Origin of the sequence: Pseudomonas fluorescens, from assembly GCF_000730425.1 — a bacterium.
Taxonomy (GTDB): domain Bacteria; phylum Pseudomonadota; class Gammaproteobacteria; order Pseudomonadales; family Pseudomonadaceae; genus Aquipseudomonas; species Aquipseudomonas fluorescens_X.
This window is the reverse complement of sequence record NZ_CP008896.1, coordinates 34325-48631: the sequence shown is the minus strand read 5'-3', so window position 1 is coordinate 48631 and position 14307 is coordinate 34325. Positions and strand designations below refer to the sequence as shown.

The window sequence follows — 14307 nt, the reverse complement described above, 5'->3', positions numbered from 1 at the left end:
GTTCCTGCGCCATCATGATGCAGACGGTCACCCCACCCTGGGCTGACTCATCCCAGGCGGCGGTAGCCCAACACGGCGGACACCAGCACCACCGCCCCGGCCATCAGCGCCACCCAGAACCCGCTGGGGGCGCCAAACTGGTCGATCATCCAGCCGGAACTTGCCGCGCCTATGGCCACACCGATGCTCAGGCCGGTGATCAGCCAGGTCATGCCTTCGGTCAGGCGGCTGGGCGGCACGACCTGCTCCACCAGGGCCATGGACACAATCAGCGTCGGCGCAAAAAACAGCCCGGATACAAACACCGCCAGGGACAGCCCGAGAATATCCCCCACCCACAGCAAGGGCAGTGTGGTCAACGCCGTGGCCAGGCCACAGAGCAGGAACTGCCGGGGCAACGGCATGTGCAATTTCAACGCACCAAAGGCCAGCCCCGCCAGGCACGAACCAATGGCATACACCGACAACACGATACTGGCGGCAGCCGGCTGGCCCTGATGTTGGGCGAACGCCACGCTGACCACATCCACCACACCGACAATGGTGCCCATGGCCATCAGCAGGATCATCAACACCAGTACCGAAGGCTGGGTGATCAACCAGCGGCCCTGCTGCTCAAGTTGTGCGTGAACAGCAGGCTCGGTCTGTTTTTGCAGGACAAAGGTGGTCACACCGACCGCCAGCAGAATCGCCCCTACCAGCGGCCCGGCCTCGGGAAACAGCAGAACGCACAGCCCCACCGATATCGGCGGCCCGAGGATAAAACACACCTCGTCAAGCACCGATTCCAGGGCGAACGCGGTTTGCAAACGCGGCTGGCCACGATAGATCTCGGTCCAGCGTGCACGCACCATGGCCGACATATTGGGCATGCAACCGGCCAGGGCGGCAAAGATGAACAAGGTCCAGTCCGGCGCCTGCAAGCGGGTACACAGCAACAGCAACAACAACGCACCGCCGCCGATCATGGCCGCCACCGGCAATACACGGCCCTGCCCGTAACGATCGACCAGGCGCGAAACCTGCGGCGCGCAAAACGCCGTCGCCAGGGCAAAGGTGGCCGCCACCGCGCCCGCCAATCCATAGCCACCGCGCACTTGAGACAGCATGGTGATCAGCCCGATACCGGTCATGGAAATGGGCATGCGCGCGAGCATGCCGGCCGATACAAAAGCCCTGGAGCCTGGCGCCTGGAACAGCTCGGCGTAAGGGTTTGCCATGGTACGTGACCTCTTGCTGGGAGCCCTGGAGCTTGCCATTCATTGCAATCCGGGCAAAAAATATACGGTGCGTATGTGGCAAATCATGATTAACATACGCAGCGTATGTCAACCACTCACCCGCAAATAGCGAGCGTTTTCCATGAGCCGAGCCCGCGCCGAGATGATCGAAGAAACCCGTGCCCGCCTGCTGGCCAGTGCCCGGCACGCCTTTGCTGTCCAAGGCTTTGCCAAGACCTCGATGGACGATTTCACCGCCCGCGCCGGCCTCACGCGAGGGGCGTTGTACCATCACTTTGGCGACAAAAAGGGGTTACTGGCGGCGGTCGTCGCGCAACTCGACAGCGAAATGGATGAACGCCTGCAACAGATCAGCGCCAGGGCCGAAAACCCCTGGGACGGTTTCTGCGAGCGCTGCCGCGCCTATCTGCGCATGGCCCAGGACCCCGAGATACAGCGCATTGTGTTGCAGGATGCACCGGCGGTACTTGGCGAAAACATCGGCGCCCAGCAGCAATGCATCGAATCGCTGCGCCGGTTGCTGGAGGGGTTGATGCAGGCCGGGTTGATTGAACAGGCCCCCAGCCTGGCACTGGCACGGCTGATCAATGGCAGCCTGGTGGATACGGCGCAATGGATTGCCCATGACGAACGCCCGGATGAACGTCTGGAGCAAGCGCTGCAAGGGCTGGAGTTGCTGTTGCGGGGCTTGAGGCCACGGCGCTAAGTGCAGGTTCACTTAATGCGACATACCGGGAGCCCCGCGCTGTTCTTGGGTTCTTCGCCGGCAAGCCGGCTCCTGCTAGGTGCGTCGCAACAGCAGCGCCGCCACCGCACACAACGTCAACGCCACACACGCCAGGTAGAACGCATCGCTGTACGCCATCAGGAAAGCCTGGTGCCGTACCTCCTGGTCCAGCAGCCCCAGCACTTGCTGATGATCCGGCCATTGTTCCTGTAGCAGGCCGCCGCCCGGCAGGCGCTGCTGCAAGGCCGGCTCGAACATATTCAGCGACTCCCCGATCCGTGCCGAATGCACCTGTTCGCGCACCACCACCAGTTGTGCCAGCAAGGCCGTACCCACCGCGCCCCCCAGGTTGCGTAACATCGAGAAGACGGCCGAGGCCGAGCCGGACTCTGCCTTGGCCAGCCCATGCACCGCCAGGACCGAGAGCGCCACCATGATCAGCGGCTGGCCAATGCCCCGCACCACGATCGAGGGGATGATCACGTTACTGGCGCTGTCGGCCGACAAATGCGCGCCCATCCAGCACCCCACCGCCATGATCGCAAAACCTGAGGCCACCAGGATTTTGGCACTCAGCCACTTCATCAGGCGTGGCAGGAACGGCGCCAGCACCAACTGCACCAAGCCATAGGCAATCAGGCTGACGCCAATTTCGCGGGCGTTGTAGTCCTGCATCTGCGACAGGTAGTTGGGCACCAGAAAAACCAGGCCATAGGTGCTGGCACCAAAGATAAACATCGCGACGCTGGCCACGCCAAAGTTGTAGTGCGCCAGCAGCCGCAGATTGATAAAGCGCTTGCTGCCCCACACTTGCCGGCCGATAAAGCCGGCCAGGCCCACCGCCGCCGCCAGGCTCATCCACACAATAAAGGAGGAGCCGAACCAATCCTTGCGCCCGCCCTCCTCCAGCACGATCTGCAATGCCCCCAGCCCCAGGACCATGCAGGCAATGCCCAGCCAGTCACCCTGGCGCAGCAGCCCAAGGTTCATCGGCTGGCGCCCGATGGACCAGGCCACCGCCGCCAACAGTGCGATACCGGGAAACAGTTGCAGGTAGAAGATCCAGCGCCATGAATAGGCATCGGTCAGCCAGCCCCCCATGGAGGGGCCCGCAGCCTGGGCCACACTGTTGGCCAGGCTGAACAGCGCCATGCCCAGTGGGATCTTGCTGGCGGGCAGTTCAGTGATGATCAACTGGAACGACAGCGGAATCAGCACCGCCCCCGCTGCCCCTTGAATCACCCGGATGATAATCATCACCGGCAGGTTCGGCGCCATCGAGCAGGCCACCGAGGCCACCAGAAACACCCCGGAGCCCCACAGCATCACCCGCCGCAACGAGAACACCTGCACCAGCCAGGCGGTGAGCGGGATCATGATGATTTCTGCCACCAGGTAGGCCGTGGAAATCCACGATCCCTCCTCGAACGTCGCCCCCAGGGCACCTTCGATTTCCGGCAACGCGGCGCTGGTGACGTGCACGTTCATGCCGGCCATGAAACAACCGAACAAACCACCGATCACCGCGACCCAGGCGCGAAACGATACCGTCGGGGTGCGTGCATCAGCCGCCATGGGAGCTGTCCTGCTGGCTGGCCGGGCGGGTATCCACCGTGGCAATCACTGACATCCCTGGCAAGATCGCGGGGGCATTCGTCTCGTCCGCCACCAGGCGGATTTTCACCGCAAAGCGCTGCACGATCTTGGTGAAATTGCCGGTGGCGTTGTCCGGCGGCAACAAGGCGAACACCGCCCCGGAACCGGGCGCAATGCTTTCCACCTGGCCGCGCCAGTGCTGGCCGGAAAAACTGTCCACCGCGATATCCACCGATTGCCCCGGCGCCATATGCTGCAACTGGGTTTCCTTGTAGTTGGCGATCACATAGGCCTGCTCCACCGGCACCACCGCCAGCAACGGCAGGCCAGGCATCACGTACTGCTGGCGACGGACCTTGCGCTGGCCCACAACCCCGTCGAATGGCGCGCGGATCGCCGTGTCATTCAAGGCATTGCGGGCCAGGGCCAGATTGGCCTGGGCCTCACCCACCCGGGCCTGGGATTCGGCGATGCGTGCCTGCGCCTGTTGGCGGCGCGCCTGCAACACTTGGCGCTGGGCTTGCTGCCGAGCCACTTGGGCACGGGCTTCGGTCACGGCTGCCAGCGCCTTCGCCTGGCCGGCACTGGCGGCTTCCAGACGCTCGCGGGTGGCGATCTGCTGCCCCACCAGATCGCGGTAACGCAGGAAGTCCAGACGCGCACGATGGGCCTCCGCCTCGCTGCCATGCAAAGCCGCCCTGGCCTGGGCGATGCGCTGTTGCTGCTCATCGAGTCGCGCGTCGAGGCTATCCAGACTGGACTGGCGGGCGTTAGCCACCGCACGGGCTTGCTGCAACCGGGCCTGGGTGCTGCGCAACTGTTCGATAAAATCCCGCTCATCCAGGCGCACCAGCACATCCCCGGCCTTGACCGGCTGGTTGTCCTCCACCAGCACCTGGGCCACATAACCGGCGATACGCGGGCTGACCGCCACCCAATCGGCGCGCACATAGGCATCGTCGGTCTCTTCAAGGAATCGCCCCCACTGCCACCAATACCCGGCAAACAGCCCCAACCCCAGCAGTGTCGCCAGGGATGCTCCCGCCAGCAGTGCGCGGCGATGGCGCTGCATCAAGCAGGGAGTGGATTGCAGAATGGCGGGTTCAACAGCCTGGTTCATGGCTGGGCTCCAAGCGCGGCAAGGGGTAAGGGTTGAGGTTGATCGTCGCGTTGCCAGCCGCCACCGAGGGCCTGGAACAGGTCGACCTGACGGTTGATCAAGCGCAGGTCGGCCCGGGCCAGGGTGGCCTCAAGGTTGGCCAGGCTGCGCTCGCTGTCCAGCAGTTGCAGGGCATCCAGGGCGCCGGCCCGATAACGGCGGGTGGCCAGCTCAAACGCCTGCTGGCTGTTGTCCAGCGCGGCTTGCAGGGCCTGGCGGCGCTGCTGTTCGCCCTGGTACAGCGCCAGGGCTTGCTCGACCTGTTTCAAGGCACCCAGTACCGTGCCGTCGAAATGCGCCTGGGCCTCACGCGCCTGGGCACGGCGCTGCCCCACCTGGGCCAGGGCAACGCCGCGATTGGGGAAACGCCAGGACAGCAACGGCCCCACGGAGTACACCAGCGCCTCACTGTCCCCCAACGTGCCCAGGCTGCTGGCGGAGGACTCCAGCCCGGCACCGAATGTCACCCGCGGATACAGTTCGGCCCGTGCGACGCCAATGACCAACGTCGCCGCTTGCAGCTGGCGCTCGGCCCGCCGGATATCGGCGCGCCGCTGCACCAGCGCCCAGCCATCCCCCACAGGCAATGGCACCTGCAACTGCAGGCGCTGGGAACAGGTTTGCCGGGCCACCTCCAACGGCGGTACCCCACTGAGCACTGCCAGTTCATACAGCGCGGCCTGATGGCGGGCAGCCAGCATGGGCAACGGCGCACGGGTTTCTTCCAGCAGGCCATTGAGACGCGCCAGGTCCAGCGCGGTCGCCGCCCCGGCCTGCTGCAGCTTGCGCGTGACGTCGACACTGCGTTGCAACACCTGCACCCAATGACGCTGCACCTGGTGGCTGAACGCATAGACGCAGGCCTGGCCATAGGCCCGTGTGGTCTGTGCAGCCACTGTCACCCGCCATTCATCCTCCAGCGCCCGCGCCGCATCGGCATTGGCGCGGGCGGCCGCCAGGCGGTAACGCACCTCGCCCCACAGGTCCAGGGTGTAGCTCAGGGAGAATCCAGGGGTATGGCTCCACTCGGCATCCGCTCGCTCACCCGTGGCCTGGGCCAGGGTCTGGTCATCTCGGCGGCGACCGTAGCCCACGCCGTCAGTCAACAAGGTCGAGGGTCGGCGCTCGCGGTCGACCTGCTCCAGGCGGGCCAGCAGCGCGTCGACATGGGCGGCGGCGGCCTCAAGGTCTTTGTTGTGGTTCAAGGCCTGCTCGACCCACAGATCCAATTGCGGGTCACGGTACAGCTGCCACCAGCGCTCGGGTAACGCCTGGGTCGCCGCACCACGGGACAATTGCGGTGCCGCCGGGACCGTCAACGGCGCCGCCGGCTCGTCGGGCAGGCCGCTGCATCCGGCCAGCGCGCCCAGCAGAAGCAGGGCCAGGGCTGCCGGAGATCGAGTGCTAGTGGGGGGATGAACGACAAGGCTGGGCATCACAAAGCTCGCTGAAGAATGAGCGTTGCAGATTAGGCATGCGCCCAGGCGGATTCGCCCGCGCCAGGGCCATGTATCGTCGCCAAATGGACAATTGGGTTACATGAAGCAACATCAGGCCCGGGGGCGGAAATGACTCGGTGGATAACCCAACGAACGGCGAAACATTGCACTGAATGCACTGGGGCTCTGATACCCATGTTCCAGCGCCACTTCCAGGATCGAGGCCCCCTGGGCCAGCAACTTCAGGCTCAAGGCCAGGCGCGCACGCTTGCGCCACTCACCAAAGCTCATGCCCAGTTCCCGCTGGAAAATCCGGCTCAGGGTACGCGGGCTCATGTTCAGGGTATCGGCCCAGGACTCCAGGCTGCTGTCATCGGCCGGGTTCCCGATAAACCGGGTACACAGCCTGGCCAGCCGGGCTTCGCCGTGAACGGGCACATGCATGGCCACCACCGGAGCAGCCAGCAATTCCATGCGGATCACCTCCACCATGGCCTGCAACCTTGGGCTGTTGACGTCGCCTGCAATCAGCGTCGCCGCCACGATCAGCTCGCGCAGCAGCGCCGAGACCTCGATCACCTGGCAAGTGCGGCCCAGGCTAGGCTCTACCTCGGGCATCAGGAACAAGGTGCGCATATGCACCTCGCCGGCCATGCGGATTTCGTGGGGCGTCCCTGCGGGCACCCACAACGCATGCCCGGACGGCACCAGCCAACTGCCCTGGGCGGTGCTGACCACCATCACCCCGGAGACCCCGTGAATCAATTGCGCCTGGGTATGACAATGGGGGTGGACCACTTCGTCGTTGCGGTAGTTGTCGGCATAAGCCTCAAGCCAAGGCCGGTGCACAGTTGTCATGGGCAGCGTCTCACGTCGTTAAGCCGCTGATTCTAACCAAAAGCCCCTTGGCGAAAACGATAGATATAGACAGCCATCGTCGCATTCCAGACAAGCCACTGAACTTGTGCCGAGCCCCGCCAGTCAGCTCAATGGACTCCTGAAAAAAGGTTGGGTGGACAATGCGCATCTCGTTGGAACAACAAGTGGCCGTGGTCACCGGCGCCAGCTCCGGCATCGGTGCAGCGGCAGCCAAGGCCTTGGCAGCCGCCGGCGCGGCAGTGGTGGTGAACTACAACCGCCAGGCAGAGCCCGCCCGGGCCCTGGCGGCGCAGATCAATCAGGCCGGTGGCCGGGCCCTGGCCATCGGCGCCGATGTGTCCAGGGAAGCCGATGTCGAACGCCTGTTTGCGCAGACCCTGGACGCCTTCGGTCACCTCGACATCCTGGTGGCGAATTCGGGCCTGCAGCAAGACGCCGCGATCAGCGACATGAGCCTTGAGCAGTGGAGCACGGTGATCGGCGTCAACCTCACCGGCCAGTTCCTCTGCGCCCGCACGGCCCTGCGCATTTTCCAGCGCCAGGGCGTGCGAGCCGGTGTTTCCCGGGCCGCCGGCAAGATCATCCATATGAGTTCGGTGCACCAGTTGATCCCGTGGGCCGGCCACGTCAACTACGCCGCCTCCAAGGGCGGCGTCGAGATGCTGATGCGCAGCCTCGCCCAGGAAGTCAGCCACCAGCGAATCCGCATCAACGGCATTGCACCAGGGGCGATCCGCACGGCCATCAACCGCGCTGCCACCGAGGGCGATGCCGAGCAGCAGTTGCTGAAACTGATCCCCTATGGCCGCGTCGGCGACGTGGACGATGTGGCCAACGCCGTCGTCTGGCTGGCCAGTGATGCCTCCGACTACGTGGTGGGCAGTACCTTGTTTATCGACGGTGGCATGAGTCTCTATCCGGAGTTCAAAGACAATGGTTGATCTGAAAAACGAAACCCAAAGCTCCATCGATGCTCACGGCATCATTGGTGACATGCGCAGTGCCGCGCTGATCAACGACCAGGGCAGCATCGACTTTTTCTGCTGGCCGGAATTCGACAGCCCGTCGATTTTCTGCTCACTGCTGGACACCCCGGCCGCCGGGATCTTCCAACTGACCCCGGACCTGCCCCAGGCTCGCCGGGAACAGATCTACCTGCCGGACACCAACGTCCTGCAAACCCGCTGGCTGAGCGATGAGGCAGTGGTGGAAATCACCGACCTGCTGAACATCAGCGATGATGTCGATGACCTGCCCCTGCTGATCCGCCGTGTGCGGGTGATCAGCGGCAAAGCCACCCTGCATCTGCGCTGCGCGGTACGTCACGACTATGCCCGGGCACCCACCCGGGCCACGGCAGATAACGCTGATGTCTGTTTCCAGGCCCCGGGCCTGCCCGGCCTGCGCCTGGCCAGCAGCCTGCCCGTGCAGATCGAGGACGATGCCGCCGTCGCCTGTTTTACCCTGGACCAGGACCAGGGTGCCGAATTTGTCCTGGGCGGCCTCGACGATGTGCGCGTCGACAGCAGCGGCACCGACCTGTGCCTGCAGCGCACCCTGGTGTTCTGGCGCAGCTGGCTGGCCCAGTCCAACTACCGAGGGCGCTGGCGGGAAATGGTCAATCGCTCGGCCCTGGCCCTGAAACTGCTGACCTCGCGCAAACACGGCGCGATTCTCGCCGCGGCCACCTTCGGCCTGCCGGAAAGCCCCGGCGGCGAGCGCAATTGGGATTACCGCTACACCTGGATCCGCGACGCCTCGTTCACCGTCTACGCCTTTATGCGCCTGGGTTTTGTCCAGGAAGCCAATGACTACATGCGTTGGTTGCGCGGGCGCGTCAGCGACTGTTGCGGGCAGCCGATGAAAATCAACATTCTGTATGGCATCGACGGTCGCCAACAGTTGCCGGAAACCACCTTGACCCACCTCAGCGGCCACGGCGGCGCCCAGCCAGTGCGCATCGGCAACGAGGCCTTTGACCAGGTGCAGTTGGACATTTTTGGCGAACTGATGGACGCGGTGTACCTGGTCAACAAGTACGGCGAAGCCATTTCCCATGAGGGCTGGAAACACACCCTGGAAGTGGTGGACCAGGTGTGCGAGACCTGGAACCAGAAGGACGTGGGGATCTGGGAGATGCGTGGCGAACAGCATCACTTCCTGCACTCGCGGCTGATGTGCTGGGTGGCACTCGACCGCGCGATCCGCCTGGCCTCCAAACGCTCGCTGCCAGCACCGTTCGCCCGCTGGGACCAGACCCGCCAGGCGATTTATGAAGATATCTGGAGCAACTTCTGGAACCAGGAACGCGGGCACTTCGTGCAGCACATCGGCAGCACCGCCCTGGATGGTTCGATGCTGCTGATGCCGCTGGTGCGCTTCGTGGCCGCCACTGACCCGCGCTGGTTGTCGACCCTGGAGGCCATCCAGAAAAGCCTGGTGCGCGACGGCATGGTGTACCGCTACCGCAATGACGACAGCCAGATCGACGGTTTGCAAGGCACGGAAGGTGCGTTTACCGCCTGCTCATTCTGGTACGTCGAGTGCCTGGCCCGCGCGGGGCAAGTGGAAAAGGCCCATCTGGAATTCGAGCAACTGCTGCGCTACGCCAACCCGCTGGGGCTGTATGCCGAAGAGTTCGACAGCCAGGCGCGGCACCTGGGCAACACACCACAGGCCTTGAGCCATTTGGCGCTGATCAGCGCGGCGACGTTTCTGGATCGCAAGTTGAGCGGCGAGAAAACGGTGTGGCAGCCTTGATTGCCTGACCAAGCGGCCGCCATCGCCGGCAAGCCGGCTCCTACACAAAAGCCGCCCCCTGTAGGCGCTGGCTTGCCAGCGATGGACGCCAATCGCGAAGGCATGCTGCGCGAGGCCGGGTTCCGGGCAGGGTGTTATCAGGATCTGCAGGTCTTTTCACGCCTGTGCCCTGAACACTTAAAGGTTTCGCGCTAAAGTCCAAACTCACCGCTGTGACCCGGATGGAGTGCCGATGAGCCCCTCGACCACGCTGCTGTATATCCGCACGCCCATGCTCGACATCGCCTACGAAGCCCATGGCCCTGCCGGGGGTGAGGTGGTGATTCTGCTGCACGGTTTCCCCTATGACCCGCGCGGCTATGACGCCGTCGCACCGGTGCTGGCCGGGGCCGGATATCGGGTGCTGGTGCCGTACCTGCGCGGTTACGGCCCGACCCGTTTTGCTCACGCCCAGGTGATGCGCTCCGGCCAACAGGCGGCGCTGGCCAAGGACCTGCTGGACTTCATGGATGCCCTGTCCATCGGCCGGGCCGCCCTCGTCGGTTATGACTGGGGCGGGCGCGCCGCGTGCATCGTCGCAGCACTTTGGCCCGAGCGTGTACGCTGCCTGGTCACGGGAGACGGCTACAACATTCAGGACATCGCCAAATCCATCCAGCCACGCGCACCGGTCACCGAGCATCGGCTGTGGTACCAGTTCTACTTCCACACCCAACGGGGCGTCGATGGCCTGACGGCCAACCGCCGCCAATTGTGTGAGCTGTTGTGGTCGCTCTGGTCGCCCTCCTGGGCCGAGGGGCCAAGCCTTTACCCGCAGACGGCGCCATCGTTCGACAACCCGGACTTTGTGGACGTGGTGATCCACTCCTATCGCCATCGCTTCATGTATGCCGAGGGTGATCCGGCGCTGGAAGTGCTTGAACAGGCGTTGGTACAGCCGCCGCCGATCTCGGTACCGAGCATTTCGCTGTGCGGCGCCGACGACGGTGTCGGCCCACCGCCGCAGGTGGATGACGACATTGGCAATTTCAGCGGCTTCTATCGACGCCGGGTGCTGGCCGGAGTGGGCCACAATATTCCCCAGGAAGCACCGCAGGCCACACTGCAAGCACTGTTTGAACTGCTGGAGCAGACTCAGGCCGGCGCCGAAAACCGCTCGCGGTAAAGCTGCGGAGTGATCGACAACGCCCGCAAAAAACTGCGGCGCATGGTTTCTTCGCTGCCAAAGCCACAGTGTGCGGCGATGCGCTTGATCGCCACGGTGCTGTCGGCCAGTTGCCGGCGTGCGGTTTCCACACGGATCAGTTCCACCGCCCGCGCCGGGGTCTGGCCGGTTTCGGCACGGTAGTGGCGTACAAAGCTGCGCTCGCTCATGCCGCATGCAGCCGCCAGGGTCGGGATGTTCAAGTCCAGGTGCAGGTGCTCGGCAATCCACGCATGCAGTTGGCTGAAACGACTGCCCCCCTTTTGCAGGGACAGGGTCACGCTAAATTGTGATTGGCCACCGGGGCGCTTGAGAAACACCACCAGGTGCCGCGCCACGTCCAGGGCTACCGCGCGCCCCAGATCCTCTTCCACCAGGGCCAGGCACAAATCGATACCAGCCGTGACCCCCGCCGAGGTCCAGAGCCGGCCCTGCTGGATAAAGATCGGGTTGGCCTCGACCTGCAGCCTGGGGTATTTGCGCGCCAGTTCTTCGCAGCGCGTCCAATGGGTGGCGACACGACAGCCGTCCAACAGGCCGCCGGCGGCCAGCAGGAAGGCGCCGGTACACACCGAGGCCACGCGCCGCGACAGCTTGGCTTTATGCCGTACCCACTCGACCAGGCCCGGATCCTCGGCAGCGCCATACACGCCCCAGCCGCCGGCGATCAGCAGGGTGTCGCAGGGCGTGTCGGCGGCTGGCAACGGCTCGGCCACCAGGGCCAGACCGGCGGACGTCATGACCGGTTCGGCCTGGGCGGCGATCACGTTGACCGCGTAAGGCAGCGGCAACCCTTGCTGGCGCGCCAGGTCGTTGGCCGAGGCGAATACTTGCAAGGGCCCGGTGACGTCGAGAACCTGCACATTGGCAAAGGCGAGCACATGGATGATTTTTGGCATGATTGGCGTGATTCGTGGGCTTAATGGCGTATACGCCAAAGCCTAGGTGACTAGAGTGGAGCCGTCCATCCCCTCTTCTGGAGTTTCACCATGACCTTGCAGATCGGCTTTGTAGTGTTCCCCGGCATCCAGCAACTGGATCTCACCGGCCCCTACGACGTGCTGGCTTCATTGCCGGATGTGACGCTGCATCTGATCTGGAAAGACTTGGCGCCGATCACGTCCAGCAGCGGGTTGGTGCTCTGCCCGACCATCACCTATAACGACTGCCCGAGGCTGGATGTGATCTGCGTGCCGGGCGGTTCGGGGGTGGGGCCATTGATGGAGGATGAGTCGACCCTGGGCTTTCTGCGGGCGCAGTCCCAAACCGCACGCTATGTGACGTCGGTGTGTACCGGCGCGCTGGTGCTGGGCGCGGCGGGCTTGCTGCGCGGGCGACGGGCCACTACCCACTGGGCCTACCACGAGATGCTGGCTACCCTGGGCGCGATAGCGGTGCAGGAACGTGTGGTGCGCGACGGCAATCTGTTGACCGGGGGTGGCATCACGGCGGGGATCGACTTTGCCCTGACCCTGGCCGCCGAGTTGTACAGCGAGGCGACGGCGCAACGGGTGCAATTGCAGCTCGAATATGCACCGGCCCCCCCCTTCAATGCCGGCCGGCCAGATACTGCGCCACGGCATGTGCTGGACGAGGTCAACAACCGCACCGCTGAATCACGCAAGACCCGCGGTGAAATTGCCGCGCGGGCGGCGGCGCGCCTATCGATACCACCTTGCACGCGCCAATCCTGAAGCCAGGTGATTGCCCAATCCCACAAGCCACGTCTAGAATGCGAACCGTTATCAGTTAAGATTCCTGCGCCAGGGCGACCATGTCGAGCGACTTCCCACCGGACCATGCGGCAATCGGCCAGCTCTACCAGGCCCACCATTCCTGGTTGCGCGGCTGGTTGAACCGGCGTACCGGCTGTCGCGAGCATGCCGCCGACCTTGCCCAGGAAACCTTCGTGCGCCTGCTCAATAGCCGCAAGCAACAAAGCTTGCTGCAACCCAGGGCGTACTTGAGCAGCATCGCCCGCAGCCTGATGATCGACCAGTATCGGCGGCGCGAGCTGGAACGCGCCTACCTCGACAGCCTGGCCCACTTCCCCGAATACGAGGCCCCTTCGCCAGAAACCCGCCTGCTGATCCTCGATAGCCTGGAGCGCATTGACCGCCTGCTGGACCAGCTCAAGCCCCGGGTGCGCGAAGGTTTTCTGCTGGCGCAACTGGATGGCCTGACCTGCCCACAGATCGCCCTGCGCCTGGGCGTGTCCAAGGCCACCGTGGAACGCGACCTGGCCAAGGCCCTGCATGCCTGCTATCGGTTGCGCTATGCCGACTGCTGATCCGCGCCTGGTGGACCAGGCCATTGAATGGATGATCAAGCTGCGCTTCAACACCGCCGACGACGCCAGCACCGCCGCGTTTGAACGCTGGCTGGCCAGCAGCGCCGAACACCAGCAGGCCTGGCAGCGGGTCGCGACGATGAATGACGATTTGCGCCACCTGCCCGCGCAGCTCGGTCGCCAGACCCTGGACGGCGCCCGTCGGAAGATCAGCCGTCGTGAGGGTTTGAAACTGCTGGGCCTGGTGGCCGGGGCCGCCGGATTGGCCTGGCTGGGCCGCGACTACACGCCGCTGCCGGGCCTGCTGGCCGAGTACCGCACCGCGACCGGTGAACGGCGCTGGATCAGCCTGGATGACGGCAGCCGTATCCACCTCAATAGCGCCAGCGCCATCGACACCTCGTTCGACCGCGAACGACGCCTGGTGCAACTGCGCCAGGGCGAGATGCTGATCGATACGGGCAGCGACGGCCATTCGCCACGGCCCTTCTGGGTGCAGACCCACAACGGTTATCTGCGGGCACTCGGCACGCGCTTTATGGTGCGCGAAGCCCCCCAGGGCACGCTGCTCGCGGTGCAACAGGGCCAGGTCGCGGTGTTTGCCGAGCACACATCGGGCAATGCCCGTGAAGTGGTCGCACCCGGCGAACAGGTGCTGTTCAACCGCCAAGGCCTGCATGCCCCTCCCGCCAACGGCCTCGACCCCTGGGCCTGGAGCGACGGCGTAATCAGCGCCCGCAACATGCGCCTGGATGACTTTCTCAGCGAACTGGGCCGCTACCGCCATGGCGTATTGCGCTGCAGCGAGGCCGTCGCCGCCCTGCGTGTGTCTGGCACCTATCAGGTAGACGACACCGATCAGGTACTGACGTTGGTGGCCCAGGCGTTGCCGGTCAGTGTCACCTACCGCAGCCGCTATTGGGTCACGGTGACCCCGCGCCCCACACGCTCCTAAAAAATAAATGAGGTGAATTCTCATTGCCGTTCGACCTGTAAGGAAAGGCCGATCAAC

Annotated in this window: 13 protein-coding genes; 7 read left to right on the top strand and 6 right to left on the bottom strand. The window is 64.4% G+C overall.

Annotated features, from left to right (window positions below):
• Positions 1–47 precede the first annotated feature (47 nt).
• Positions 48–1220 (bottom strand): MFS transporter, encoded by a 1173-nt coding sequence (locus tag HZ99_RS00195; protein ID WP_038440400.1) that lies wholly within the window; start codon positions 1218–1220, stop codon positions 48–50.
• 142 nt (positions 1221–1362) lie between these two features.
• Between HZ99_RS00195 and HZ99_RS00190 the strand changes: the two genes are divergently transcribed.
• Complete coding sequence (locus HZ99_RS00190) at positions 1363–1947, top strand: TetR/AcrR family transcriptional regulator (RefSeq protein ID WP_038440398.1); 585 nt, start codon at positions 1363–1365, stop codon at positions 1945–1947.
• A gap of 75 nt (positions 1948–2022) precedes the next feature.
• Here HZ99_RS00190 and HZ99_RS00185 read toward each other — a convergent pair whose 3' ends face one another.
• From HZ99_RS00185 to HZ99_RS00170, 4 genes are all read right to left on the bottom strand, one after another.
• A complete protein-coding gene (locus tag HZ99_RS00185) occupies positions 2023–3543 on the bottom strand; it encodes an MDR family MFS transporter (protein ID WP_038440395.1) in 1521 nt (506 codons plus the stop codon).
• Complete coding sequence (locus HZ99_RS00180) at positions 3533–4684, bottom strand: HlyD family secretion protein (RefSeq protein ID WP_038440393.1); 1152 nt, start codon at positions 4682–4684, stop codon at positions 3533–3535. The genes HZ99_RS00185 and HZ99_RS00180 overlap by 11 nt, the downstream gene beginning before the upstream one ends.
• Positions 4681–6159, bottom strand: a complete 1479-nt coding sequence (locus tag HZ99_RS00175) for an efflux transporter outer membrane subunit (protein WP_051902958.1) — start codon at positions 6157–6159, stop codon at positions 4681–4683. The genes HZ99_RS00180 and HZ99_RS00175 overlap by 4 nt, the downstream gene beginning before the upstream one ends.
• Positions 6160–6273: 114 nt before the next feature.
• Positions 6274–7020, bottom strand: coding sequence for an AraC family transcriptional regulator (locus HZ99_RS00170; RefSeq protein WP_038440392.1), 747 nt, complete (start codon positions 7018–7020; stop codon positions 6274–6276).
• Positions 7021–7181: 161 nt separating this feature from the next.
• Between HZ99_RS00170 and HZ99_RS00165 the strand changes: the two genes are divergently transcribed.
• The 3 genes from HZ99_RS00165 (at position 7182) to HZ99_RS00155 (ending at position 10966) form a co-directional block, all read left to right on the top strand.
• On the top strand, positions 7182–7982 hold the full coding sequence (locus HZ99_RS00165) for a glucose 1-dehydrogenase (protein ID WP_038440391.1): 801 nt from the start codon (positions 7182–7184) through the stop codon (positions 7980–7982).
• Positions 7975–9801, top strand: coding sequence for a glycoside hydrolase family 15 protein (locus HZ99_RS00160; RefSeq protein WP_038440389.1), 1827 nt, complete (start codon positions 7975–7977; stop codon positions 9799–9801). Before HZ99_RS00165 ends, HZ99_RS00160 begins: the two co-directional genes overlap by 8 nt.
• Before the next feature lie 232 nt (positions 9802–10033).
• A complete protein-coding gene (locus HZ99_RS00155; protein ID WP_038440387.1) occupies positions 10034–10966 on the top strand; it encodes an alpha/beta fold hydrolase in 933 nt (310 codons plus the stop codon).
• On the opposite strand, the gene HZ99_RS00150 is transcribed toward HZ99_RS00155, so the two are convergent.
• Positions 10936–11904 carry a GlxA family transcriptional regulator gene (locus HZ99_RS00150; RefSeq protein WP_038440386.1) on the bottom strand — a complete coding sequence of 323 codons (969 nt, stop codon included), beginning with the start codon at positions 11902–11904 and terminating at the stop codon, positions 10936–10938. The two genes, HZ99_RS00155 and HZ99_RS00150, sit on opposite strands and share 31 nt — an antisense overlap.
• Positions 11905–11994: 90 nt before the next feature.
• Between HZ99_RS00150 and HZ99_RS00145 the strand changes: the two genes are divergently transcribed.
• From HZ99_RS00145 to HZ99_RS00135, 3 genes are all read left to right on the top strand, one after another.
• Positions 11995–12699: a DJ-1/PfpI family protein gene (locus tag HZ99_RS00145; RefSeq protein WP_038440385.1), complete on the top strand. Its 705-nt coding sequence runs from the start codon at positions 11995–11997 to the stop codon at positions 12697–12699.
• Between the two features lie 80 nt (positions 12700–12779).
• Positions 12780–13295: a sigma-70 family RNA polymerase sigma factor gene (locus HZ99_RS00140; RefSeq protein ID WP_038440384.1), complete on the top strand. Its 516-nt coding sequence runs from the start codon at positions 12780–12782 to the stop codon at positions 13293–13295.
• Positions 13282–14250, top strand: coding sequence for a FecR domain-containing protein (locus tag HZ99_RS00135; RefSeq protein ID WP_038440382.1), 969 nt, complete (start codon positions 13282–13284; stop codon positions 14248–14250). The genes HZ99_RS00140 and HZ99_RS00135 overlap by 14 nt, the downstream gene beginning before the upstream one ends.
• Positions 14251–14307 lie beyond the last annotated feature (57 nt).

Coding starts and splice junctions, on each gene's coding strand:
- HZ99_RS00195 (WP_038440400.1), bottom strand. CDS start 1,220: ATGGCAAACCCTTACGCCGAGCTGTTCCAGGCGCCAGGCTCCAGGGCT.
- HZ99_RS00190 (WP_038440398.1), top strand. CDS start 1,363: ATGAGCCGAGCCCGCGCCGAGATGATCGAAGAAACCCGTGCCCGCCTG.
- HZ99_RS00185 (WP_038440395.1), bottom strand. CDS start 3,543: ATGGCGGCTGATGCACGCACCCCGACGGTATCGTTTCGCGCCTGGGTC.
- HZ99_RS00180 (WP_038440393.1), bottom strand. CDS start 4,684: ATGAACCAGGCTGTTGAACCCGCCATTCTGCAATCCACTCCCTGCTTG.
- HZ99_RS00175 (WP_051902958.1), bottom strand. CDS start 6,159: ATGCCCAGCCTTGTCGTTCATCCCCCCACTAGCACTCGATCTCCGGCA.
- HZ99_RS00170 (WP_038440392.1), bottom strand. CDS start 7,020: ATGACAACTGTGCACCGGCCTTGGCTTGAGGCTTATGCCGACAACTAC.
- HZ99_RS00165 (WP_038440391.1), top strand. CDS start 7,182: ATGCGCATCTCGTTGGAACAACAAGTGGCCGTGGTCACCGGCGCCAGC.
- HZ99_RS00160 (WP_038440389.1), top strand. CDS start 7,975: ATGGTTGATCTGAAAAACGAAACCCAAAGCTCCATCGATGCTCACGGC.
- HZ99_RS00155 (WP_038440387.1), top strand. CDS start 10,034: ATGAGCCCCTCGACCACGCTGCTGTATATCCGCACGCCCATGCTCGAC.
- HZ99_RS00150 (WP_038440386.1), bottom strand. CDS start 11,904: ATGCCAAAAATCATCCATGTGCTCGCCTTTGCCAATGTGCAGGTTCTC.
- HZ99_RS00145 (WP_038440385.1), top strand. CDS start 11,995: ATGACCTTGCAGATCGGCTTTGTAGTGTTCCCCGGCATCCAGCAACTG.
- HZ99_RS00140 (WP_038440384.1), top strand. CDS start 12,780: ATGTCGAGCGACTTCCCACCGGACCATGCGGCAATCGGCCAGCTCTAC.
- HZ99_RS00135 (WP_038440382.1), top strand. CDS start 13,282: ATGCCGACTGCTGATCCGCGCCTGGTGGACCAGGCCATTGAATGGATG.